Source organism: uncultured Shimia sp. (genome assembly GCF_947498095.1).
Lineage (GTDB): Bacteria > Pseudomonadota > Alphaproteobacteria > Rhodobacterales > Rhodobacteraceae > Shimia.
In genome coordinates this window covers 152,490-174,906 of the sequence record NZ_CANMJE010000003.1, presented here as the reverse complement: position 1 = coordinate 174,906, position 22,417 = coordinate 152,490, and the positions used below count along the sequence as shown (strand labels likewise).

The 22,417-nt window shown below is 56.3% G+C and carries 20 protein-coding genes; 16 read left to right on the top strand and 4 right to left on the bottom strand.

Going from position 1 to position 22,417, the window contains the following annotated elements; translation table 11 throughout:
- The first annotated feature begins 52 nt into the window (after window positions 1–52).
- Genes Q0932_RS07125 through Q0932_RS07105 form a run of 5 tightly spaced genes read left to right on the top strand, consistent with a single transcriptional unit; the run spans window position 53 to window position 4,471 of the window.
- Entirely contained in the window at window positions 53–823 is a 771-nt protein-coding gene (locus Q0932_RS07125; RefSeq protein ID WP_299350879.1) for an ABC transporter ATP-binding protein, read from the top strand.
- Window positions 820–1,524: an ABC transporter ATP-binding protein gene (locus Q0932_RS07120; RefSeq protein WP_299350877.1), complete on the top strand. Its 705-nt coding sequence runs from the start codon at window positions 820–822 to the stop codon at window positions 1,522–1,524. Before Q0932_RS07125 ends, Q0932_RS07120 begins: the two co-directional genes overlap by 4 nt.
- A 13-nt stretch (window positions 1,525–1,537) precedes the next feature.
- A complete protein-coding gene (locus Q0932_RS07115; protein ID WP_299350875.1) occupies window positions 1,538–2,530 on the top strand; it encodes a branched-chain amino acid ABC transporter permease in 993 nt (330 codons plus the stop codon).
- 10 nt (window positions 2,531–2,540) lie between these two features.
- The gene (locus Q0932_RS07110) at window positions 2,541–3,614 is read left to right on the top strand and encodes a branched-chain amino acid ABC transporter permease (protein ID WP_299350873.1); all 1,074 of its coding nucleotides are present in this window, start codon (window positions 2,541–2,543) and stop codon (window positions 3,612–3,614) included.
- A complete protein-coding gene (locus Q0932_RS07105) occupies window positions 3,611–4,471 on the top strand; it encodes an alpha/beta hydrolase (RefSeq protein WP_299350871.1) in 861 nt (286 codons plus the stop codon). The genes Q0932_RS07110 and Q0932_RS07105 overlap by 4 nt, the downstream gene beginning before the upstream one ends.
- Window positions 4,472–4,495: 24 nt before the next feature.
- Here the strand turns inward: Q0932_RS07105 and speB are convergent, their stop codons facing one another.
- Window positions 4,496–5,464, bottom strand: coding sequence for an agmatinase (speB, locus tag Q0932_RS07100; protein ID WP_299350869.1), 969 nt, complete (start codon window positions 5,462–5,464; stop codon window positions 4,496–4,498).
- A 74-nt stretch (window positions 5,465–5,538) separates the two neighbouring features.
- The gene (locus tag Q0932_RS07095; RefSeq protein WP_299350867.1) at window positions 5,539–6,912 is read right to left on the bottom strand and encodes an aspartate aminotransferase family protein; all 1,374 of its coding nucleotides are present in this window, start codon (window positions 6,910–6,912) and stop codon (window positions 5,539–5,541) included.
- Window positions 6,913–7,083: 171 nt separating this feature from the next.
- On the opposite strand from Q0932_RS07095, the gene Q0932_RS07090 reads away from it, so the two are divergent.
- The 11 genes from Q0932_RS07090 to Q0932_RS07040 all read left to right on the top strand — a co-directional run bounded on the left by Q0932_RS07090 (window position 7,084) and on the right by Q0932_RS07040 (window position 19,485).
- The gene (locus Q0932_RS07090; protein WP_299350865.1) at window positions 7,084–8,268 is read left to right on the top strand and encodes a M24 family metallopeptidase; all 1,185 of its coding nucleotides are present in this window, start codon (window positions 7,084–7,086) and stop codon (window positions 8,266–8,268) included.
- Window positions 8,269–8,271: 3 nt separating this feature from the next.
- Window positions 8,272–9,432, top strand: a complete 1,161-nt coding sequence (argE, locus tag Q0932_RS07085; protein ID WP_299350863.1) for an acetylornithine deacetylase — start codon at window positions 8,272–8,274, stop codon at window positions 9,430–9,432.
- Window positions 9,425–10,120, top strand: a complete 696-nt coding sequence (locus Q0932_RS07080) for a GntR family transcriptional regulator (protein ID WP_299350861.1) — start codon at window positions 9,425–9,427, stop codon at window positions 10,118–10,120. The genes argE and Q0932_RS07080 overlap by 8 nt, the downstream gene beginning before the upstream one ends.
- Before the next feature lie 15 nt (window positions 10,121–10,135).
- The gene (locus Q0932_RS07075; RefSeq protein WP_299350860.1) at window positions 10,136–11,182 is read left to right on the top strand and encodes a pyridoxal-phosphate dependent enzyme; all 1,047 of its coding nucleotides are present in this window, start codon (window positions 10,136–10,138) and stop codon (window positions 11,180–11,182) included.
- On the top strand, window positions 11,179–12,324 hold the full coding sequence (locus tag Q0932_RS07070; protein WP_299350858.1) for a Xaa-Pro peptidase family protein: 1,146 nt from the start codon (window positions 11,179–11,181) through the stop codon (window positions 12,322–12,324). The genes Q0932_RS07075 and Q0932_RS07070 overlap by 4 nt, the downstream gene beginning before the upstream one ends.
- Window positions 12,321–13,040: an Asp/Glu racemase gene (locus Q0932_RS07065; RefSeq protein WP_299350856.1), complete on the top strand. Its 720-nt coding sequence runs from the start codon at window positions 12,321–12,323 to the stop codon at window positions 13,038–13,040. The genes Q0932_RS07070 and Q0932_RS07065 overlap by 4 nt, the downstream gene beginning before the upstream one ends.
- A 130-nt stretch (window positions 13,041–13,170) precedes the next feature.
- Window positions 13,171–14,271 carry an ABC transporter ATP-binding protein gene (locus Q0932_RS07060; RefSeq protein ID WP_299350854.1) on the top strand — a complete coding sequence of 367 codons (1,101 nt, stop codon included), beginning with the start codon at window positions 13,171–13,173 and terminating at the stop codon, window positions 14,269–14,271.
- An 85-nt stretch (window positions 14,272–14,356) separates the two neighbouring features.
- On the top strand, window positions 14,357–15,448 hold the full coding sequence (locus tag Q0932_RS07055) for an extracellular solute-binding protein (protein WP_299350852.1): 1,092 nt from the start codon (window positions 14,357–14,359) through the stop codon (window positions 15,446–15,448).
- Window positions 15,449–15,545: 97 nt separating this feature from the next.
- Window positions 15,546–16,817 (top strand): ABC transporter permease, encoded by a 1,272-nt coding sequence (locus Q0932_RS07050; RefSeq protein WP_299350850.1) that lies wholly within the window; start codon window positions 15,546–15,548, stop codon window positions 16,815–16,817.
- Window positions 16,818–16,822: 5 nt separating this feature from the next.
- Window positions 16,823–18,034 carry an ABC transporter permease gene (locus tag Q0932_RS07045; RefSeq protein ID WP_299350849.1) on the top strand — a complete coding sequence of 404 codons (1,212 nt, stop codon included), beginning with the start codon at window positions 16,823–16,825 and terminating at the stop codon, window positions 18,032–18,034.
- A gap of 242 nt (window positions 18,035–18,276) precedes the next feature.
- Window positions 18,277–19,485: a M24 family metallopeptidase gene (locus tag Q0932_RS07040; RefSeq protein ID WP_299350848.1), complete on the top strand. Its 1,209-nt coding sequence runs from the start codon at window positions 18,277–18,279 to the stop codon at window positions 19,483–19,485.
- A gap of 100 nt (window positions 19,486–19,585) precedes the next feature.
- Here Q0932_RS07040 and Q0932_RS07035 read toward each other — a convergent pair whose 3' ends face one another.
- Together Q0932_RS07035 and Q0932_RS07030 are read right to left on the bottom strand one after the other, a co-directional pair.
- On the bottom strand, window positions 19,586–20,860 hold the full coding sequence (locus Q0932_RS07035) for an FAD-binding oxidoreductase (RefSeq protein ID WP_299350847.1): 1,275 nt from the start codon (window positions 20,858–20,860) through the stop codon (window positions 19,586–19,588).
- Between the two features lie 273 nt (window positions 20,861–21,133).
- Window positions 21,134–22,393, bottom strand: coding sequence for a ferredoxin reductase family protein (locus Q0932_RS07030; RefSeq protein WP_299350846.1), 1,260 nt, complete (start codon window positions 22,391–22,393; stop codon window positions 21,134–21,136).
- Window positions 22,394–22,417 lie beyond the last annotated feature (24 nt).

Sequence of the window (22,417 nt, the reverse complement as noted above, 5' to 3'; positions counted from 1 at the left end):
CGGTTATCGTTCCGCCAGAGCATATCGACCCCCAACTGAAATGAGTGTTCCCATGTCGCAACCATCTTTGGTTACGGAAGGCCTGACAATCCGATTTGGTGGCCATGTTGCCGTCAACAATGTCAGTTGCACGTTCAACCCAGGTGAACTGACGGTCATTGTTGGCCCCAACGGCGCAGGCAAGACAACCTATTTCAACTTGATTTCCGGTCAGCTTCCGGCTTCGGAAGGCCGCGTTTTCCTAAAAGGCAATGACGACATCAGCGGTCTTGCACCCTCGGCCCGTGCGCGCCGTGGGATTGGGCGCGCCTTTCAGCTTACCAATCTGTTCCCTGCCCTGTCTGTTCTCGAGAACATACGGCTTGCCGTTCAGGCACGTTCCGGTCACGGGTGGCGGTTCTTTTCCGCCGTCACGAAGTTCAAGACATTGACAGACGAGGCGCAGCATTACCTCGAGGCGACCAAACTGGCCGACAAAGCCCACATGACAGCCGCGTCTTTGCCGCATGGGGATCAGCGCAAGCTTGAGGTCGCCCTCTTGATGGCGATGGAGCCGGACATCTACATGTTCGACGAACCTACTGCAGGGATGAGCCTGGATCATACGCCCGACGTACTGGATCTGATTGGCAAGCTGAAGGAAGACAAGACAAAAACCATTTTGCTGGTTGAGCACAAGATGAGTGTTGTGCGTGCCTTGGCAGATCGCATCATCGTTTTACATAACGGCGAACTGCTGGCCGACGGCGCGCCTGACGAGGTGATGCAAAGCCAGATCGTGCGCGATGTCTACTTGGGTTCCTCAGGGGAGGACGCCGCATGAGCCTCTTGTCATTGAACCAGATGAAAACCTCAATCGGACAGTATCATGTCCTGCATGATGTGACCTTTGAGGTTCCCGAAGGCGGCGTTTTTGTCCTTTTGGGGCGCAACGGCGCCGGCAAAACAACCACTCTGCGGTCCATTATGGGCCTTTGGAAACCAAGCCCCGGATCGGTGCACTTCAAGGGCGAAGAAATCTCAGGGCTTCACGCGTCTGATATTGCCCGCAAGGGGATCGCTTTTGTGCCTGAAAACATGGGCGTTTTCGGGGGTCTGACCGTCGAAGAGAACCTCGTACTTGCCACCGCGAACGGCAAGTTTGATGCCCAGCGCCTCAAACGTATCTACCAATTGTTCCCGGCTTTGGAACAGTTTTGGACCAAACAGGCTTGGTCGCTGTCGGGTGGTCAAAAGCAGATGCTCGCCGTCGCGCGCGCAATCATTGAACCGCGCGAGCTTATTCTCATAGACGAGCCAACCAAGGGGCTGGCTCCGTCAATTATCGACGGGATGGCCGAGGCTTTTGCCGAGATCGGACAAAGCACAACCATTCTCTTGGTTGAGCAGAACTTTAACTTTGCCAAGCGGCTTGGTCGGGGCATGGCCGTGATTGACGATGGCCACATCGCGCATACCGGCAGCATGGCTGATTTTGCGGCCGATACCACCTTGCAAGAACAGCTATTAAGCCTGTCGTCGTGAAGGGACAGATCAGATGAACCAACTCTCCCAAACTCTGGAACGCTTTGGTGGCGTTTACCTGCTGCCTGTCTTTGTCGGTCTGATCGCCTTTGTGTTGATCGGCGCGCCATCAAGCTGGGTCACGCTGACGGTGGCCGGATTGTCGATGGGCATGATGATCTTTCTCATGGCATCAGGGCTGTCGCTTATTTTCGGGTTGATGGATGTGCTGAACTTTGGCCATTCGGCCTTTATCAGCTTTGGCGCCTTCGTCTCAGCTTCGGCGCTGGCCTATATGTCTGGCTGGCTTGGCGCGGATAACATCGCGCTTAATCTCATCGCGCTGTTCCTGGCTTTTGGGGCGGCCCTTGCCTTTGGCCTGGTCGCGGGCTGGTTCTTTGAGGTGGTGATTATCAAGCCGGTTTATCACGATCACTTGCGGCAGATCCTGATCACGATGGGGGCCCTCATCGTTTCTGAGCAGATCATCCTCGCGGTCTGGGGTGGGGCTCCGGTAACAGTGCCGCGCCCTGCTTTCCTGGAGGGATCATGGCTGTTTGGTGATGTGACCGTGGAAATCTACCGCGCTTTTGCCTTTGCACTTGGTCTCGCGGTCTACATTGCCCTGTACTTTGTCCTCAAGCGGACAAGGATCGGCCTGTTGATCCGGGCCGGGGTTGAAAACCGGGAAATGGTCGAAGCACTTGGGTTCAAGATCAATCGCTTGTTTGTAGGGGTCTTCATGGTCGGCTCGGCGCTTGCCGCGTTGGGAGGCGCAATGTGGGCGGGGTATGAAACGCTGATCACACCCGCCTTGGGGGGCGAGATGATGATCGTGGTTTTCATCGTTGTCATCATTGGTGGTCTTGGCTCGGTCGAAGGCACCCTCTTGGGCGCCATCATGGTGGGGTTGATCGCAAACTACATCGGCTTTCTTGCTCCCAAACTGGCGCTGGCGTCCAACATGTTGTTGATGATGGCCATACTCCTTTGGCGGCCAAGCGGCCTCAAACCGGCCGTGAAGTGAGGAGAGAACAATGACACATTCATCTCCCAGAGGTGCCCTTTTCATCAAATCGGTCGTACTGCTCATCGGCGCGCTTTTGTTGTTTGCCCCGTTCCTGTTTCAGGAAACACGCTCACTCGAGGTGGCCGCACGTATCTGTATCTTTGTGGTGCTGGTGGCGAGTTATGACTTGCTGATCGGCTACACCGGTATCGTCAGTTTCGCCCACACGATGTTCTTTGGTTTCGGAGCCTACGGCGCGGCGATTGCGCTTAAGCAAATGGGTCCGGGGTGGGACGCCGTGTTGGTTGGCGTCCTTGCCGGCCTTGCCGTGTCTATCGTGGTGGCCATTGCCATCGGGCTGTTGTCTCTGCGTGTGAAGGCGATCTTTTTTGCCATGATTACACTTGCTGCGGCCTCGGTTGTGTTGGTGCTTGCCTCACAGCTTTCTGATCTGACGGGCGGAGAAGATGGCATCACATACAAGGCGCCGCAGGTCTTCAAAACCGCAAACAAATTGATGGTGGATGACGCCGGGAAAGTTGCGCGGGTCTTTGGGGTCAAGCTCAATGGTAAGCTGGCGGCCTATTACTTTGTCTTTACCAGCTGCCTTGTACTGTTCATCCTCTGTCTGCGCATGGTCGCGTCCCCGCTTGGGACGGTCCTAAAAGCCATTCGGGAAAACGAAGCGCGCGCTGAGGCAATTGGCTACCGTGTCGTTGCCTATCGCACTTTCGTCTTCTGTATCGCCGCAGTGGCGGCCTCTTTGGCGGGATCGATCTATGCCATCTGGCTCAAGTATACCGGCCCGGATACGGCGCTGAGCTTCACCATCATGATTGATATTCTGTTGATGGTGGTCATTGGCGGCATGGGGACGATGTACGGCGCTGTCATTGGGGCGGTGTTGCTTGTGCTGGCGCAATACTATCTGCGTGATCTGATGGGCGCCGCGTCCGACGCCTTGCACGGTATTCCGTTGCTGCCTGAGTTGTTTGAGCCTGACCGTTGGCTGCTCTGGCTGGGCATCATCTTTATTCTGCTGGTCTATTTTTTCCCCAAAGGCATCGCTGGCACGATCTGGGACAAGGGCGCGCGTTCATGAGCGTTCCACGGCACAAATGGGTGCAGGCGCTGGGTCACGAGATACATGTGACCCTCTGGGGGGATCCCGCCAAGAAACCGCTTGTCATGTGGCACGGCCTTGCACGTACGGGACGTGACTTTGATGAGCTGGCAAGGGCTTTGAGTGACACCCATTTCGTTCTTTGCCCCGACACGTTTGGCCGCGGGCTTTCCAGTTGGGCGCAAAGCCCCGAGACAGAGTATTCCGTCGCCCATATGGCGGACGTAGCCGAAGCGCTGCTGGACCATTTCGAGATAGCGCAGACAGGGTGGCTGGGCACATCTATGGGCGGCCTGATTGGGATGTGGCTTGCGTCAGGGGCACGGGCCCATCGCTTGAACTACCTCATTATCAACGACATCGGCCCCGAGGTTCCCCAAGACGCAATCGAACGGATACTGGCCTATGCAGGCGCGTTGCCTGATTTTAGAACCCTGGTCGAGGCAGAGACCTGGTTACGCACGGTCTATGCGCCATTTGGTGACGCCCCGGATGAGTTCTGGCGCCGCATGGCCATGACATCCACACGGCGCAGGGCGGACGGACGTTTGACCCTGCATTATGATCCACGGATCATCGTGCAATTTGACGTGTTCGCACACGAGTTGCTGAGCTGGGATCGATACGCCAAGATTTCTTTGCCCACGCACGTTCTGGCAGGCGCGGAGTCGGACATTCTGATCCCTGAAATTCTGGACAGAATGCGTGCGGAAGGCCCCTTGCCTAGAGCGACCATTTTTGAAAACTGCGGTCACGCACCGGCGCTCGCCAACAGCCGGGACATCGCGATCGTCCGTGCCATTGTGGATGACCTGAACAGCCGGGCTCGCAGTTAGGCGCCTTGGAAAATCCGGAAACCGCTAGCGGTTCCTAGCGTGGAAAATGTAGCCAATAAAATTCAGCAGCAATTGCGCGGCCAGAATTTGGGTGCTCTCACTGGGATCGTATGCGGGCGCGACTTCGACCAGATCGATCCCTACCACATCGCCGCGCTGTGCCAGCCCCTGCAGAATTTCCAGGACGTCATAGTAGAGGAACCCACCATGGCTTGGCGTTCCTGTCCCCGGAGCAATTGAGGGGCAGAAGGCATCGATATCGATCGTGACGTAGTAGCGGGCCCCTTCCGGGATACGCGCTAGCACGCCCTCTGTACCCAATTTGCGCACGTTCCTGACCGAAAGTATGTCAGACCCACGTGCACGGGCGTCCTCGTACCCTTCTTTGGCGGTGGACGAGACATTGCGAATGCCCAGCTGGGTCATGCCGCTAACATAGGTTTTCTCAATGGCCCGCCGCATCGGATTGCCGTGGCCTCTTGTGACGCCGTGCCGTTCATCAACAAAATCCAGATGCGCGTCGATCTGCACAACGTGGACTGGCCCATTGGCCGTGCAATCATCCTCAAAGGCCTCAATACAGGGAATGTTGATAGAGTGATCCCCCCCTATCACGACAGGCAGCGCCCCGGCCGACAAGATCTTGCGCACCGCCAACGCGATGTTTGCGTGGCTGGTCTCGGTCTGGGTGTGCACGATATCGGCATCCCCGATGTCAACCATACGAACGGAACTGTCGAGATAGGTCACGTCATCTTCATGATCATAGGCCCCGGCATGTCCGAAACTGAACAGGGTCGACGCCTCGCGCACGGCGCGTGGACCGAACCGCGCGCCCGCACGCCATTGAGTGCCAAAATCAAAGGGTGCGCCAACGATTGCGACATCCGCGTCAATGGCGTCCCAATCTTCGACATATGGCGATTTTCCAAAGGTGGAAATCCCAACAAATGGCAGGTTCAACCTGCCGCCTGCATACCCGTGGCTGGACATCTTCGTCACTCCTTTGCGCGTTCCAAAGGACGGTACCAAGCAAATCGCCCGCCGGATAGCCGCCTAAATCTGGATCACCCCAGAACCGATGTCACCGCGCGCAATGTGGCCTGAACAACGATGTCCGCTTCATCCCGGCTGAGACAGAAAGGCGGCGCAAAGCCCAGAATGTCACCTTGCGGCATGGCGCGGGCGATCACACGGCTTTGGTCCAACAAGGTTGCCGCGATTTGCGGCCCGATCTTGTCAGCCGAATCAAAGAACTGGCAATCGTCCTTGTTTTTTACGAATTCGACCGCACACAGCATGCCTTCGCCGCGGATATCGCCGACATGTGGATGATCGCCTAAAGCTTCGGACATTGTTTTGACCAGATAGGCCCCGACATCGCCTGCGTTTTTCACAAGGTTCAGGTCGTCAATCAGGCGCAGGTTGGCAACGCCCGCGGCAGCTCCGATAGGATGCGCCGAATAGGTCCAGCCGTGCCCGATCGGGCCGTTTTCATCGGTTCCCTGCTCAAGGACGCGCCAAACCTTATCGCCGATAATCGACCCCGACAGAGGTGCATAGGCTGACGTCAGCCCCTTGGCGATAGTGATAATATCGGGCGCAATCCCGTAGTGGTCCGAGCCGAACATCGTGCCCAACCGGCCGAACCCGGTCACGACTTCATCGGCCACCAAAAGGATGTCGTGACGCTTCAGAACGGCCTGAATCGCCTGCCAATACCCACGTGGCGGAGGCACAATGCCTCCGGTTCCCAAAACAGGCTCGCCGATAAAAGCCGCAATGGTGTCGGCCCCTTCACGGTCGATCAGCGCCTCGAGTTCGGCCACGCAATGCGCGACAAACTGTTCCTCGGTCTGTTCGAGGTTTTCACGGCGAAAGTAATAAGGGGCTTCGGTGTGGATCACCTGCTCGATCGGCAAGTCGAATTTCTTGTGGAACAACTCTAGTCCCGTCAGCGACCCAGTCACCAATCCAGATCCATGATAGCCTCGCCAGCGCGAGATGATCTTTTTCTTCTCAGGACGACCAAGGATGTTGTTGTAGTACCAGATCAGTTTGACGTTGGTCTCATTTGCATCCGAACCGCCAAGCCCAAAATAGACTTTGGACATGGTCGACGGCGCGCGGTCGAGGATCATTTTGGATAGGGTGATTGACGCTTCGGTGCCGTGGCCAACATAGGAATGGTAATAGGCCAACTCCTTGGCTTGCGCGGCAATCGCATCCGCAATCTCAGGACGGCCATAACCGACGTTGACGCAATAAAGCCCGGCGAATGCATCCAGCAGTTTGGTCCCGTCACGGTCCTCGATGTAAACACCGCTCGCTGTTTTGATGACTCTGGTAGGACTTTCGCCACGCGCGTGCTGAGCCAGATGGGTTGAAGGATGGAAAAAACTGTCTCGGTCCCAACTGTCTAACTGATCGTTCCTGAGCATTTGATCCCCTCGAGATTTGTGCATGATCTCAAGCGATAACGGTTAAATGTACACAACACATCCGAAAACGCTTGCCTTGGCGGCAATTTCTACACAAAAATGCCGAAGTTTCTAGAATGATTTTTGTGGTTGTACACATCACAAAGCGTCATACCCGCGAAAGGACCACGAATGTCGCAAGGGAATGCCCCGTTCAGCCGCACGGAATATGATCGCCGCATTGCGCTGACCCGCGCCGCGATGCAGGCCGCAGATATCGATGTCTTGTTTGTCACGGATCCCTCAAATCAGGCCTGGCTGACGGGTTATGACGGATGGTCTTTCTACGTTCACCAAGGTGTCATTCTCGGTCTTGAAGGGGCTCCGATCTGGTGGGGGCGCTATATGGACAGCATCGGTGCGGGACGTACCTGCTGGATGTCATCGGACCACATTCATGGGTATGCCGACAACTATGTCCAATCCACCGAGCGGCACCCGATGCAGGATCTGGCCAAGCATATTGATGCTCTGTGTCATGCCAAGGCCCGCATCGGCGTCGAGATGGAAAACTACTATTACTCGGCCAAAGCCCACGCGGTGCTGGTCGAGGAGCTGCCCGAGGCGACAGTCATCGACGCAACGGCCCTCGTCAATTGGCAACGCCTTGTTAAGTCGGACGAAGAAATTGGGTTCATCCGCAAAGCTGCCCGCATTTCGGAAAAGGTCATAAAAACCGCACTGGAAAAGGCCGAACCTGGCCTTCGAAAAAATGAGTTGGTGGCCGACATTTTTCATGCCGGGATCACCGGCGTTGGCGAGGATTGGGGAGACTATCCGGCCATCGTACCATTGACCCCATCGGGTCTGGACGCAACGGCAGCCCATTTGACGTGGGATGGTTCGCCCATGCGTGAAGGTGAGGCGACGTTCTTTGAGCTCTCGGGGTGTTACCGCCGCTACCACGCACCGTTGTGCCGGACTGTTTATCTGGGCACCCCTCCGCAGGAAATGCTGGATGCCGAGCAGGCGCAACTTGAGGGAATTGCCGCGGGGCTTGATGCGGCCCGCGCGGGAAATCGTACCTGCGACATCGCCAATGCGTTCATTGACGTCCTGAAAAAGCATGGGATTCATCGCGAAGGGCGCTGTGGTTATCCGATCGGGCTGAGCTACCCTCCCGATTGGGGCGAGCGCAGCGCCTCTATCCGCAGCGAAGACCAAACCGTCCTAAAGGCTGGCATGGTGTTTCACTTCATGCCGGCCCTTTGGATGGATACATGGGGTCTTGAGACCACCGAGACCATTTTGATCACCGAAGACGGTGCGGCGGAACCGCTGTGCAATGTCGACCGCAAGCTGTTTGTGAAACCCTGATCCATGAGCGTTCTCGACCAGACAAAAAGCATCCTAAGCGACCTCATTAGTTTCCCCACGGTCTCGGGCGACAGCAATCAGGCGCTGATCCAGTATGCGACAGATCTGTTGCGACAGAGCGGCGCAAAAGTCGAGATCATCACCGCACCTTGCGGGACCAAGGCTAACCTGTTTGCCACCATGGGGCCTGAGATTGACGGCGGGATACTGCTGTCCGGCCACAGCGATGTTGTTCCCGTGACCGATCAGGTCTGGTCCAGCGACCCTTTCACGATGTCCGAACGGGATGGGCGCCTCTATGGGCGTGGAACTTGCGACATGAAGGGGTTTATTGCCGCCTGCCTTGCCATGGCGCCGCAGTTGTCCCGCCGTGTCAAAGATCGCCCCCTGCATTTCGCGTTCACCTATGACGAAGAAGTAGGGTGTTTCGGGGCGCAACATCTTGCGCAGGACCTGAAAGACCGAAATCTGACACCCGGCATCGCCATAATCGGCGAACCCACTGAGATGCGCATCATCGAAGGTCACAAAGGGTGTTACGAGTATTCAACCCATTTTCACGGGCTGGAAGGGCACGGTTCCGCACCGGATCTTGGGGTGAATGCGGTTGAATATGCAACGCGATACGTCATGCGCCTTTTGGAGTTGAAACGGGCGTTGCCTGGCATGGCGCCGACCAACAGCCCGTTTGAGCCTCCGTGGACGACTGTGAATGTCGGAGCAGTCCACGGTGGCGTGGCCCATAACGTCATCGCCTCTGCCGCGCGGGTGGACTGGGAAATGCGCCCCGTTCAGGAGTCGGATGCCAACCATGTCAAAGAAACCCTGCACGAGCTGTGTCGGGACGAATTGCTGCCACAGATGCAAGCCGTGCATCCCGAGGCGGCCATCGATTTGGAAACCATTGGTGAGGTGGCAGGTCTGGTGCCAACCGATAACAATCAGGCCCGCAAAATCGCCAGCGAATTGACCGGGGCCAATGGCGCAGACCTTGTTGCCTTTGGGACTGAAGCGGGGATTTTTCAGGCGCTTGGTACCGATGTTGTGGTTTGCGGGCCGGGATCAATAGAGCAAGCGCACAAAGCAGACGAGTACCTGTCCATAGACCAGCTCTCGCAATGCCTTGTCATGCTGAACAAATTGGGGGACAGGTTAAGTGACTGAGTTGTCTACACGGCCTCGGGACGCAAGCGCACATCAGAACGTGCGCGATCGTCATGCCGCGATGCATTATGAAATTCGCCAGCGTATCTGCCTGCTAGAGTACCCACCCGGAATGCGCTTGTCCGAAGCGGTCTTGGCCGAGGAATTCGGTACAAGCCGCACGCCAGTGCGCCGGGTTCTGGCGCGTCTTGAAAGCGAAGGTCTGGTGCAATCGCAGCACGGCGTAGGGACGATTGTGACGGATGCCGATATCACAGAATTGTATCAGGTCTATCAATTGCGGGTCGAGCTGACGGAACTGATGGGCCGCCTTGATCCAGTCACACCGGACGCAGCCTATATCAGCCGGTTTGAAGACTTGATCGCACGAGGGCAAGAAATTGTCCGTTCGGGAACGCCGCATGAGTTCACCCAGTTCGACATGGATGTGTTTCAGGCTTTGGTCGAGTTGACGTCAAACCTGCCACTTCGCCAGACTCTGGAACGGCTTTTTTATCAAACCAAACGGATCTGGTTGCAGTCTGCTATAACCGCCAGGCTGGATCTGAATGAAGAGTTCAGGATCTTTCAGCACGAGTTGGAAGCGATCCTTTTGGCACTGCAGGCCAACGACATGCCCGCGGCCGCACAACTTCAAAGCGCGCATATTTCGATGAGTTTTCGTCGTTTGCAGCAGAAAAACACATGACGAAGGGAAGACCCAATGCAGTTGATTGATAACCGGTTTCGGGGTGGTGCAAAGCTGGTGGATGGCTTTCCGTTCCCCTCCGTTGAAGCAGACCGGGTCAGTACGTTGCTGGCGCGATGTCCGGCGGCAAAGGAAACGCCCCTGGTCGCTACCGAGGGCTTGGCACCAGTTGCTGCGCTGTGGGTGAAAGATGAGCGCACGCGCATGGCGCTGGGATCCTTCAAGGCCTTGGGCGCTGCTTATGTGATTGCCCGGCACGCGGTTGAGGCTGCAGGCGACACGCCGGGGGCGGATGCTCTGGCCGGACACACATATGTAACGGCCAGTGCCGGGAACCACGGCATGAGTGTGGCGGCCGGTGCGCGGATCTTTGGCGCAGGGGCCGTGATCTACATTGCCGATACGGTGCCCGAGAGTTTTGCCGAAAGGCTGCGGGAACGCGGCGCCCAAGTTGTGCGCGAAGGCGTTGACTATGCGGCCTCGATGGCCGCCGCACAGGAGGCCGCCCGATCCAATGGCTGGACCTTACTCTCTGACAGTTCATGGGAGGGCTATCAGGATTTGCCCTACATCTTGATGGAAGGCTATCTTCAAATGGCTGAGGAAGCGGTCAGGCAATGCCCGGAAGTGCCGACGCATATCATGTTGCAAGCCGGGGTCGGCGGATTGGCTGGCGCAGTTGCCGCTTATGCCCGGCACGTCTGGGGGGATACGCCAAAGATTGTCGTGGTCGAACCGACAGCAGCCCCCGCATTGATGGCAAGTATCCAGGCTGGTCAGTCTGTATTTGCTGATGGCCCTGACAGCATTATGGGTCGCCTCGATTGCAAGGAACCCTCTCTCATTGCGCTTAACGGGCTGGCACGGGACGCGGATGCATTTCTTACTTTGGACGATGACGAAGTCACCAGCCACCTGCCTGAGATGCGCAGAGCGGAGTTAGAAACAACTGCATCAGGCGGCGCTGGGATTGCTGCGGTTATGACCCCGGATGCTCGACGCGCCATCGGTATTGATGAACACGCCCGCGTTCTGTGTTTCCTCTCTGAGGTGCCCGAATGAGAGGGTTTTCGGACACTGAATTCCAAGCCCGATGTCAACGCGCTCAGGCATTGATGGCAAAGCATGGGCTGGACGCCCTATTGCTGACGCGGGAAACGGATGTTCGGTATTTCACTGGATACCTCACACGGTTTTGGGAAAGCCCGACCCGCCCTTGGTTTCTGGTGGTTCCGCTCTCGGGTAAACCCGTGGCCGTCATTCCCTCAATCGGGGCCGCCCTGATGGGGCAGACCTGGATCGATGACATCCGCACATGGAGCGCACCTGATCTGGCAGATGACGGCATCAGCCTGCTGGCGGATGCGTTGACGGAAATCCTTCCCACTGACGGTGCTGTTGGTATTCCAGACGGGCATGAAACGCATATCCGCATGCCCTTGGCAGACCTTGACCGGCTTCGCAAAGGGATTGGCAACCGGCAGGTTGCGGGTGATTCTGGTATCATCAGGCAATTGCGGATGGTCAAATCCCCGACCGAAATTACCAAAATTGAACAAGCCTGCGCCATCGCGGGCCGTGCGTTTGATCGCGTGCCTGAGATTGCCCAAGCTGGCGCCCCTTTGGACGGCATCTATCGGCGTTTCCAGATGCTTTGTCTCGATGAGGGTGCCGATTGGGTCGCCTATTTGGCCGGTGGAGCAGAGCAAGGAGGTTATGGCGATGTCATATCGCCGGCACATCAGACCCCCCTCGCCTCCGGCGATGTTCTGATGCTGGACACTGGGGTGGTTTGGGATGGTTACTTTTCCGATTTTGATCGCAATTGGTCGGTCGGCCCGGCAAGCGATGACATCAAGGTGGCCCACGCGCGTTTGATCGAAGCCAGCGACGCAGCTTTTGAGGTGGCCCGCCCCGGCGCCAAGGCGTCAGATCTGTTTCATGCCATGAACGCTGTTCTGTCAGGCGGTGGCGCCGGGACCGACGCAGGCCGACTGGGGCATGGGCTGGGCATGTCTCTGACCGAATGGCCATCGTTGATCCCCACCGATCACACTGTGCTTGAACCCGGCATGGTATTGACCTTGGAGCCGGGCATTCAGATCGGGAACAAAATCATGGTGCATGAAGAAGATATCGTGGTGACAGATGGCACCCCACGCTTCCTGTCCAAACGTGCCGACGCGGAGATCATTGAGCTATGAAAACGATGCCTTATACGCTGGACAAAGACGATCACACGGCCCCGCCGATGGGGCTGATCGTCTTGCAAACCGATGAAACAATCGAACCTGAATTTCGCAGCCACTTCGCCGATCACCGCAGCCCGATCTATGTCACGCGCATCCGCAGCGGCGCCGAAGTCACGCATGAAACACTGTCCTCTATGCAGACGGATTTGACGGAAGCGGCCGACCTTTTACCCAAGGCGCGACCCTATCCGGTTGTTGGGTATGGTTGCACGTCGGCCAGCTCTGTCATCGGTTCCGAGAAAGTCGAAGCGCTGGTGCAGCGAGGGTGTGATGCCCGTGTCGTCACCAATCCGTTGCGGGCGGCGCTGAGTTGTGCGGCATCACATGGCATTTCTCGGCTGGCCTTGCTGTCGCCCTATATTGAGGAAGTTAACGAGCCTCTGCGCAAGGCATTTGCCAAGGGCGGTGTGTCTATGGACGTCTTTGGAAGCTTCGGTGAGTCTGAAGAAAGCAAAGTTGTTCGCATCTCTGAAGCCTCGGTCGTCGATGCAGCCACGCGTTTGGGGCAGTCCGGCGATGTTGAGGGGGTGTTTTTGAGCTGCACAAACCTACGAACAATCCGCGCGATTCCGGCAATCGAGTCGGCAATCGGCAAGCCTGTGCTGTCCAGCAACCAGTCTTTGGCGTGGCACATGCGTAAATTGGCGGCAGAAAATGAAAACCCTTGAGGAAAAATGAAATAAAAGCAATGGCTTGAAAATAATTGTTGCTTAGTTTGGTAACATTGTTTTCTAATGGGCGATGTCGAATGAGACGGCAGGATCAACTTGCCGCACTAGCATTAGACGGGGAGATAACGTGGCCGATCTGGCAAGCGAAGACGCGTTCGTAGCATTCGAACGGGTGCAAAAATCATATGACGGTGAGAATCTTGTGGTGAAGGACCTGAACCTGTCCCTCCCTAAAGGTGAGTTTCTCACAATGCTCGGGCCCTCAGGATCTGGTAAGACCACTTGCCTGATGATGCTCGCGGGATTTGAAACCGCAACCCACGGAGAAATTCTGTTGGGTGGGCAGTCGATCAACAACATTCCGCCGCACAAGCGGGGCATTGGCATGGTGTTTCAGAACTATGCGCTGTTCCCGCACATGACCGTGGCCGAGAACCTGTCCTTTCCTCTTGAGGTGCGCAAAATCGGGAAATCCGATCGCGAAGCCAAAGTGAAACGGGCGTTGGACATGGTCCAGATGGGTGAGTTTGGCGGACGCCGTCCTGCACAACTGTCTGGTGGTCAACAGCAAAGGATCGCGCTTTCGCGTGCGCTGGTGTTCGAACCCGAACTGGTTCTCATGGATGAGCCGCTGGGCGCACTGGACAAACAGCTGCGCGAACACATGCAGTTCGAGATCACACGCCTGGCGCATGAGTTGGGCATTACGACTGTGTATGTGACCCATGACCAGACCGAAGCGCTGACCATGTCGGATCGCGTTGCCGTGTTTGATGACGGCCGCATCCAGCAGCTGGCACCGCCAGATCAGCTTTATGAAGAGCCGGAAAACAGTTTCGTGGCCCAGTTCATCGGCGAAAACAACACGCTGGAAGGCACTGTGACGTCGATGGCAGGAAACACCTGTGTCGTGACACTGGATGACGGCGAAGAGATCGACGCGATGCCGGTCAATGTGAGCCAGGTTGGTGAGCGTACCAAGGTGTCGATCCGTCCGGAACGTGTTGAGTTCAACAAAGACCGTTTGAATGCGGACGCACACTTGGTGAAGGCGACTGTGAAAGAGTTCATCTATATGGGTGACGTTTTCCGGTTCCGCCTGTCTGTCGCCGGGAACGATGACTTTATTGTTAAGACCCGGAATGCACCAGATGCTGTAAAGCTGAAGCCAGGAGAGACCATCGATATCGGATGGCTTCCACAGGATTGCCGGGCACTGGACGCCTGAGTCAGCCCTGCACAGAACAAGGCTGGCTATCGAAACCCGGACCGGCCTTTCGTCAACAAAAACGGGTACCAACTGGGAGAATACAATGAGTACTAAAACCAAGCTGCTTGCCATTGTGGCGGCTTCTGTGGCGGCTTCATCGCTTGTCGCGGAAGAAATGACAATCGTGTCGTGGGGCGGGGCTTATTCCAAGTCGCAACTGCGCGCCTATCACGAGCCCTATTCTGAAAAGTCCGGTGTGACGATCATCAATGATGACAGTTCCGCCGAAGCCGTGGCCAAGCTGCGTGCCATGAACGAAGCTGGCAACGTCACATGGGATGTTGTTGACGTCGTTGCCGCAGATGCCATCCGCCTCTGCGACGAAGGTCTGGCGATGGAAATCGATGCGGACACCCAGCTCGCTGCTGCTCCGGACGGGACTTCGGCCTCGGACGACTTTGGTGATCTTCTCGTATCCGACTGCTTTATCCCGCAGATCGTTTACTCGACCACGTTCGGCTACCGTACCGACCTGGTGGGTGACACACCTCCAAGCAACATCTGTGATGTTTTCGACCTGGAAGCTTATCCGGGCAAACGTTCGCTGGAAAAGCGCGCGATCAACAACATGGAATGGGCTCTGCTGTGTGACGGTGTTGCAAAAGACGACGTTTACAGCGTTCTAGAAACGCCGGAAGGTCAGGATCAGGCCTTGGCCAAGCTGGACACAATCAAAGACAGCGTTGTCTGGTGGTCGGCTGGTGCTGATACACCGCAGCTTCTGGCAGATGGCGAAGTCATCATGGGCTCGACCTATAACGGTCGTTTGTTCTCGGTCATCGAAGAGCAAAAACAGCCTGTTGCCATGCTTTGGGACGCGCAGGTGTTCGATCTTGACGGCTGGATCATTCCAACCGGCCTGAGCGAAGAGCGCAAAGCTCGTGCACTGGACTACATCATGTTCGCGACCGACACGCAGCGTCTGGCGGATCAAGCCAAGTACATCTCGTACGGCCCTGCACGTAAGTCGTCTGCACCACTGGTTGGTAAGCACGCCGATCTGGGCATCGACATGGCACCACACATGCCAACTGATCCAGAAAACGCCAAGAACACGTTCCTCTACAACTACGAGTTCTGGGCTGACTATCGCGACGACATCGAAACCAAGTTCCAAGCTTGGTTGGCGAAGTAATCGCACCAAACATCCGAGGGGGCGATTGTCGCCCCCTCACTCCAATTCGTTAAGTCTTATAGACCAACAATAAAAACGAACGCGCGGGGACGAAAACATGAGCGACGAAACGCAGTCTGGCCCGGTACTGGCAGCCGATGGTACGCCGCTTAAACAGAGCTTGGCGCGCTCCCTTAGAAATCAAAAGATGCGCGCGCTGGCACTGATTGGCCCGTTGCTGATCTTTGTGCTGATTTCCTTTGTTATTCCAATCGGATCCATGTTGTTCCGCTCGGTTGAAAATGGAATGGTCGAACAAACCATCCCATTGACCGTCGAAGCGTTGAAAGACTGGGACATTGACTCCGGTGAATCGCCCAACGAAGCTGTCTATCAAGCCTTTGTCGAGGATATGATTGTCGCCATTGAAGCCAAGAAACACACGCGACTTGGCACGCGACTCAACTATGAACAAACCGGCATGTCGTCGTTGTTCCGCAAATCCGGACGCAAGATCAAGCGACTGGACCCGCAGGCTGACGCGCCGTTCAAAGACAAGCTGATCGACATCGACAAAAAGTGGGGAGACGCCCAGACTTGGGCCGTGATCAAGACCCACTCGGTCAAGATTACAAATGGCTATTTCCTGAATGCCATTGATATGCAGCGGACCCCTGAAGGCGCACAGGCTCAGCCCGAAGACAAGCGTATCCTGATAACGCTGTTCAAGCGTACGCTATTCATGTCGCTGGTGATTACCTTCTCTTGCATCATGCTTGCCTACCCTGTCGCGTGGATCCTTGCGAACCTGCCCATGCGCACAGCGAACATGCTGATGATCCTGGTGCTGCTGCCGTTCTGGACTTCTTTGCTGGTGAGGACATCAGCCTGGAAAGTGATGCTGCAACAACAAGGTGTGATCAACGAAGTGCTGGTCTGGCTGGGGATCGTGGCAGACGATGCGCGCCTAGTGATGATCAACAATCAATTGGGCACGATCATTGCGATGACGCATATCCTGCTGCCGTTCATGATCCTGCCGATGTATTCGGTCATGCAGACCATTCAGCCGACCTATTTGCGGGCCGCGAAGTCCATGGGGGCGACTAACTGGACTGCGTTTTGGCGGGTCTATTTCCCGCTGTCAGTGCCGGGCATTGGCGCGGGCTCGATCCTCGTCTTCATTCTGTCCATCGGCTATTACATTACGCCTGAGATCGTGGGCGGCACCAAAGGCGTCTTTATCTCGAACCGGATCGCCTATCACATCTCGTCATCGCTGAACTGGGGGCTGGCCGCTGCGCTTGGCACAATCCTGCTGGCGGTGGTGCTGATCCTTTACTGGGCCTACGACAAGATCGTCGGCATCGACAACGTGAAATTGGGGTAAGAAACATGGCTGCACTCACTCCGATCTCGCGCAAACCCTTGTCACTGGTCCTGCCGACGGCAGGTGCCTTTGGCGCCTTGCTGGGGCTGTTCGTTGGCACTGCCAATGGCTCAGGCTTCACGGGCGTTGTTATTGGCGCCCTGTTTGTGGCCGTCATGGGGGCCTTCTTCATTCTGGTGCTGAAGAACGAGAAACTCGCCAAGTGGATTTCGATCCTTGGAATTGGCGCACTGGGCCTGTGGTTCGCGGGCATTCCCGGCGCCGTAATTGGCCTATTGGCTGGCTGGTTCTATCACTGGCTCATCTACTGGCTCTACGAGGGGCGTTATCGCGCCCGGCTCTTGCCGTACCTGACCTCAGGGCAAGTGCTGTGGCACTACACGTTCCGCGTGATATGTGGCGCCATCTTTGTATTCCTGATCACACCGATCCTTGTGGTGATGCCGCTGTCCTTCAACGCCGAAGACTTCTTTACCTTTACCCCAGAGATGCTGCGGTTTGAGGCTGAGGGTTACTCGCTCAAACACTATCGCGATTTCTTCAGCAACAATGAATGGCAGCGCAGCTTTAAGAACTCGCTGATCATCGCACCTATTGCGACAGTGATTTCCGTGAGCCTTGGTACCCTGGCCGCCATTGGCCTCAGCCAAAGCCACGTTCCTTTCCGTCGCGCGATCATGGCGATCCTGATTTCGCCGATGATTGTTCCGCTGATTATTTCGGCCACCGGCATGTTCTTTTTCTACTCGGACATTGGCAACTGGCTAGAAGGCACACTGGGCTTGCCCAAGACATTTGTCGGCTACGTCAAAGTTGTTCTGGCCCACGCGGTTCTTGGTATTCCGTTCGTAATCATCACGGTCACGGCAACCTTGGTTGGCTTTGATCACTCGTTGACCCGCGCCGCGGCCAACATGGGGGCCAATCCGGTCACAACCTTCTTTAAGGTACAGATGCCGCTGATCTTGCCCGGCGTAATCTCGGGCGGGTTGTTCGCCTTTATCACGTCGTTTGACGAAGTTGTCGTGGTGCTGTTCGTCGGGTCTGCCAGCCAGAAAACTCTGCCTTGGCAGATGTTCACCGGCCTGCGCGAACAGATCAGCCCGACCATTCTGGCGGTCGCGACGATTTTGGTTGCCCTGTCCATCGCACTATTGACGGTTGTCGAACTATTGCGACGACGCTCAGAGAAGTTGCGGGGACTGTCACCTGCCTAACGGTGATGACCACTGATAGCGAAAGAAAGAGGGAGCCGCGTGCTCCCTCTTTGCATGTTGGCCCTTCCTTTCCATCCCCGTTGAAAAACGACATACCCGCGACGCAAACGGTCTGGAATTTCCGCCTGAAGTTTGGCAATGTCCGCGCAAGCAAATGGCGATGGCGTCGCCACGTTTTCCCTCGTGAAAGCGCGCTTTCATCTCAGTCCTGAACGCCGGGACCTTCTTTATCGGAGGTCAAAATGACTGCACGTCCTGAATTCTATCGTTTCCACAACGGCGAAAAAGCCGGTCTGCAATTTGCCGACAGTGAGTATGCCGCCCGCGTTGAGGGCCTGCGTAAGGCTCTCGCACAGGCCGGCGCAGATGCCGCCGTGTTCACCTCAATGCACAACATCAGCTACTATTCGGGCTTTACATATTGCTCGTTTGGCCGACCTTACGCGCTTGTAGTGACCCCCTCAGTCTGCGTCACGATTTCTGCGGGTATTGATGCCGGCCAGCCCTGGCGCAGGTGTTATGGCGACAACATCACCTATACAGACTGGCAGCGCGACAACTATTGGCGCGCTATTTTGTCGGTCACCGGCGCGGGCAAGGTCATCGGATACGAAAGCGATCATCTGACCCTGTTGCAGCAAGGGAAACTGCAAAGCTTTCTGTCGCCATCAAAAACTGTCGACCTCTACGAGGCCACCATGCGCCAACGTATGCACAAGTCACCTGCCGAGATCGAGATGATCCGCGCCGGTGCCGCAGTGGCAGATGTCGGTGGCTACGCAATCCGGGACGCCGTCAAAGAGGGGGTGCGCGAGATCGATGTTGCGATGGCCGGCCGCGACGCGATGGAGTTGGAAATTGCCAAACGCTTCCCTGATGCAGAGTACCGCGACACATGGGTTTGGTTCCAGTCAGGCATCAACACCGATGGCGCGCACAACCCTGTGACGGGCCGCGTTCTTCAGCGCGGCGATATTCTCTCGCTGAACACCTTTCCGATGATCTCAGGCTATTACACTGCTCTTGAGCGTACGATGTTCGTGAAAGAGGTGGATGAGGCCAGCCTCAAGATTTGGGAGGCCAATGTCGGGGCGCATGAGTTGGGGATTTCGTTGTTGAAGCCTGGCGCTTCTTGCGCCGAGGTCACGCATCAGATCAATGACTTCTTTGCGGAACGCGACCTGTTGCAATACCGGACCTTTGGCTATGGCCATTCGTTTGGTGTCTTGTCGCACTACTATGGCCGCGAGGCTGGTCTGGAACTGCGTGAAGATATCGACACTGTTCTGGAACCGGGCATGGTCATTTCGATGGAGCCAATGCTTACCATCGCAGATGGCCAACCCGGCGCGGGAGGTTACCGTGAGCATGATATCCTTGTCATCACCGAAGACGGCAACGAGAACATCACTGGCTACCCATATGGGCCAGCGTTCAACGTCGTCGGCTAAATGAACAATCAGCAGCACAATTGAGTTGAATTGTGCTGCTGAGTTTTCTGCCCGCTGAGTTGTCCAACACGTTCACGTCGGTGACTTCCCAGCCAAGACTTCAGAGACTCTTCAACACTTGATTTGCCATAAAGGCCGTTTGATAGATCCGCGACATGATCGGAGCTGAAGGCACAGTCGACAACTCGGTCATTGGCAAAGGCAGATCGGCCTTGTCCATGCCCGTAATCAGATCGGCCATGCATTGGCCAAAGATCGTTCCTGTTATGATACCACGGCCATTGTAGCCGATCGGGGTCAGCAGGTTGGGGGCCAGTTGGTAGATGCGCGGCAGGTAATCCGGGGTCATGGCAATCTGTCCGTGCCAAGCTTCTTCAAACTCTACCGGCCCCAGCTCGGGATACATCCGCGCCAGTTTCTTCGTCGCCCAACGGTGCGACAAGCCGCGTCCGACAGCCCCCACAACTGTCCCCATCGAGCCAATCAAGAGACGGTTAGAAACGTCGCGACGCAGGCTGAACATGACCTGCCCGGTGTCCCAGAGACCCTGACGGCCTGGCAGGATATGTGACATGTCGGTGGTCAGCGGTTTCGTCGCCAGCTGGAAGTAGTGGATCATAGTGAAGGCGCGCTTCAAATTCGGCCACAAGGTATCGCTATAGGCGTTGGTACCCAGCACGACATAGTTTGCGCGCACTGTGCCATGGTCTGTCTCAACAACCCACATCTCACCATCACGTCGCAACTTGGTGGCGCGCACACCTGTGGCGATCTCGGCGCCTGCTGCTTTGGCGGCACGGGCCAGTCCCCGGCAATAGCCCATGGGATTCACAGTGCCCGCGCGATGATCGAGCAATCCACCGTGGAAAACCTTTGTACCAGTACGCTCGACCATGTCTTCGGGCGACAACAGGTCAACCGGTTCGCCCAGCCGGGTCCATTCGGCATGGCGAGCTTGTAGATCCCTGAAACCCGACGGAGCATGGGCCGCATGGATTGTACCGGTTCTGGTTACCTCACAGCGGATTTGGTGCTTCTCGATCAAGTCGAAAACCTGGGCCGGGCCCTCGCCAAAACGTTTCACAAAACGCGGACCGTAAATGTCGCCCAGTTTCTTGCGTACGGCGGCTGGTGGTCGCCAGACCCCAGCATTCACCAAGCCGACATTTCGCCCGGACCCGCCATAACCGATCGTTTTGGCCTCAAGCACCTGGGTGCTGAGCCCCTTTTCAGCGCAATACAAAGCTGTCGACAACCCGGTGTATCCACCACCAACAATTGCCACGTCAACTTGCGTGTCGCCCGTCATGGGGTTCTGATAATCTGGTTCCTCCGCAGAGGCATCCCAAAGAGAAATCGGGCTTTCAGGTCTCATGGCCACGGCTCTCCGGTAGGTGGTATGAACGCGTGCAAACGCGGCGCGATTCCAAAGTCACGGCAGGGTGCAACGAAGGCACCGCCGTGTCAATTTTGGAAAACTTCACCGCGTATGTCAGAGCTCGTCCGATTGCCTCTCTTAAGGAGCTCGCCGACAAATTGGATTGAGATTCGGTGGCCGTAGCGAAGGGGTCGGCACCAACCAGTTGGTCCGTTTGGTTGGTGATCCGATCGAGGTGGTCAACAGGATGCCGCGCCTGATGATACGGGCTTACCGGAACTCAAAGGCTTCGGAGTGGATCTTGTCGCGCGGCACACCTTCGATCTTGAGGTCCTTTGTCAGCCCTTCAACCATCGGCTTGGGTCCACACATGAAGTACTCGTAACTGTCCAACGGATCCGGCAGCTTTTGCTTCATCATGTCGACCCGCGCAAAGTTGCCTTCGTCCGAAAACAAGGGCACCAGCGTCACATTCCCAAGCTCAGCGGCGCGGTCCTTGAGTTCTTCAAGAAAAATGGCCTCTTCCATTTCGCGCGCGGCATACACCAGATGAATCTGGCGGGGATCGTCGGGCTGCATTGCGCGCATTTTTGACAAGAAAGGCGTCAGGCCGATACCACCAGCCAGCCAGATTTGCTTGTGTCCCGCATGTGCCGCATCAAAACGACCATAAGGCCCGCGCACCTTTACATTCGCGCCGGGCTCTAATTCTTCCCGTACTTTTCTGGTCCAATCACCCAGCACTTTCATCGTAAACTGCAAACGGTCTTCGCCCGGTGCGCTGGAAATGGTGAACGGGTGAGGTTCGCTCCAACCATTTCCTTCAATCTCTACAAAGGCAAACTGCCCTGGCTGGAAGTCAATTGATCGATCAACTGGTTTCAGCACCACTTCAGTCGCGCGCTCCAGTGCGTTTACCGCTTCGATCGTGAAGGTCACCGCCGTGCGCCTGTTCATTCCAAAAACCGAGTACACAAGGCTGAGGATTCCAACGAAGCCCGCCACCACCAGCATCACTCCGGACGGGCTGAACTGCTCTACAAAGATCGGAGGGGCGGTGAAGAAATGCCCGAGCAACAGGACATAGACGAGGCCCATGATCTTATGTGTCGGGCGCCAGAACGAATACCGGATCTTGCGATTGAGCGCGATGAACAGCCCTATGACCAAAAAGATCAGCCACAGCATGCCCAACGGTGCTGATGGCACCAGCACGTTCAAAACTGGGTCAGCCCCTTGCGGAAGCTCTTTTGGCACGCCGAAAAAGTGAACCAGCGCAAAGAGGGCCGCGAAAACGCCGATGACCCGGTGGACCTGATACATCCTATCAAGGCCTCCGAACCAATTCTCAAAGATCGACAGCCGCGTCGACAAGATGATCGAACACGTCATCAGAAGGAACGCAATCCCGCCAAGCATGGTGGTTCCCGTTGTCCGGGGGTCATACTGTTCCGAGGCAAGCCCCAAATGCAACGCCACAAACACGACGATGAGACCAAGAAATACATAAATACCCGTTTTCCGCAGCATTCCAAAAACCTCCTATTCGACTGG

What these genes read in the sequence shown, in the direction of transcription:
- Q0932_RS07125 (WP_299350879.1), top strand. Translation starts at nt 53, where the DNA reads ATGTCGCAACCATCTTTGGTTACGGAAGGCCTGACAATCCGATTTGGT.
- Q0932_RS07120 (WP_299350877.1), top strand. Translation starts at nt 820, where the DNA reads ATGAGCCTCTTGTCATTGAACCAGATGAAAACCTCAATCGGACAGTAT.
- Q0932_RS07115 (WP_299350875.1), top strand. Translation starts at nt 1,538, where the DNA reads ATGAACCAACTCTCCCAAACTCTGGAACGCTTTGGTGGCGTTTACCTG.
- Q0932_RS07110 (WP_299350873.1), top strand. Translation starts at nt 2,541, where the DNA reads ATGACACATTCATCTCCCAGAGGTGCCCTTTTCATCAAATCGGTCGTA.
- Q0932_RS07105 (WP_299350871.1), top strand. Translation starts at nt 3,611, where the DNA reads ATGAGCGTTCCACGGCACAAATGGGTGCAGGCGCTGGGTCACGAGATA.
- speB (WP_299350869.1), bottom strand. Translation starts at nt 5,464, where the DNA reads ATGTCCAGCCACGGGTATGCAGGCGGCAGGTTGAACCTGCCATTTGTT.
- Q0932_RS07095 (WP_299350867.1), bottom strand. Translation starts at nt 6,912, where the DNA reads ATGCTCAGGAACGATCAGTTAGACAGTTGGGACCGAGACAGTTTTTTC.
- Q0932_RS07090 (WP_299350865.1), top strand. Translation starts at nt 7,084, where the DNA reads ATGTCGCAAGGGAATGCCCCGTTCAGCCGCACGGAATATGATCGCCGC.
- argE (WP_299350863.1), top strand. Translation starts at nt 8,272, where the DNA reads ATGAGCGTTCTCGACCAGACAAAAAGCATCCTAAGCGACCTCATTAGT.
- Q0932_RS07075 (WP_299350860.1), top strand. Translation starts at nt 10,136, where the DNA reads ATGCAGTTGATTGATAACCGGTTTCGGGGTGGTGCAAAGCTGGTGGAT.
- Q0932_RS07070 (WP_299350858.1), top strand. Translation starts at nt 11,179, where the DNA reads ATGAGAGGGTTTTCGGACACTGAATTCCAAGCCCGATGTCAACGCGCT.
- Q0932_RS07065 (WP_299350856.1), top strand. Translation starts at nt 12,321, where the DNA reads ATGAAAACGATGCCTTATACGCTGGACAAAGACGATCACACGGCCCCG.
- Q0932_RS07055 (WP_299350852.1), top strand. Translation starts at nt 14,357, where the DNA reads ATGAGTACTAAAACCAAGCTGCTTGCCATTGTGGCGGCTTCTGTGGCG.
- Q0932_RS07050 (WP_299350850.1), top strand. Translation starts at nt 15,546, where the DNA reads ATGAGCGACGAAACGCAGTCTGGCCCGGTACTGGCAGCCGATGGTACG.
- Q0932_RS07045 (WP_299350849.1), top strand. Translation starts at nt 16,823, where the DNA reads ATGGCTGCACTCACTCCGATCTCGCGCAAACCCTTGTCACTGGTCCTG.
- Q0932_RS07040 (WP_299350848.1), top strand. Translation starts at nt 18,277, where the DNA reads ATGACTGCACGTCCTGAATTCTATCGTTTCCACAACGGCGAAAAAGCC.
- Q0932_RS07035 (WP_299350847.1), bottom strand. Translation starts at nt 20,860, where the DNA reads ATGAGACCTGAAAGCCCGATTTCTCTTTGGGATGCCTCTGCGGAGGAA.
- Q0932_RS07030 (WP_299350846.1), bottom strand. Translation starts at nt 22,393, where the DNA reads ATGCTGCGGAAAACGGGTATTTATGTATTTCTTGGTCTCATCGTCGTG.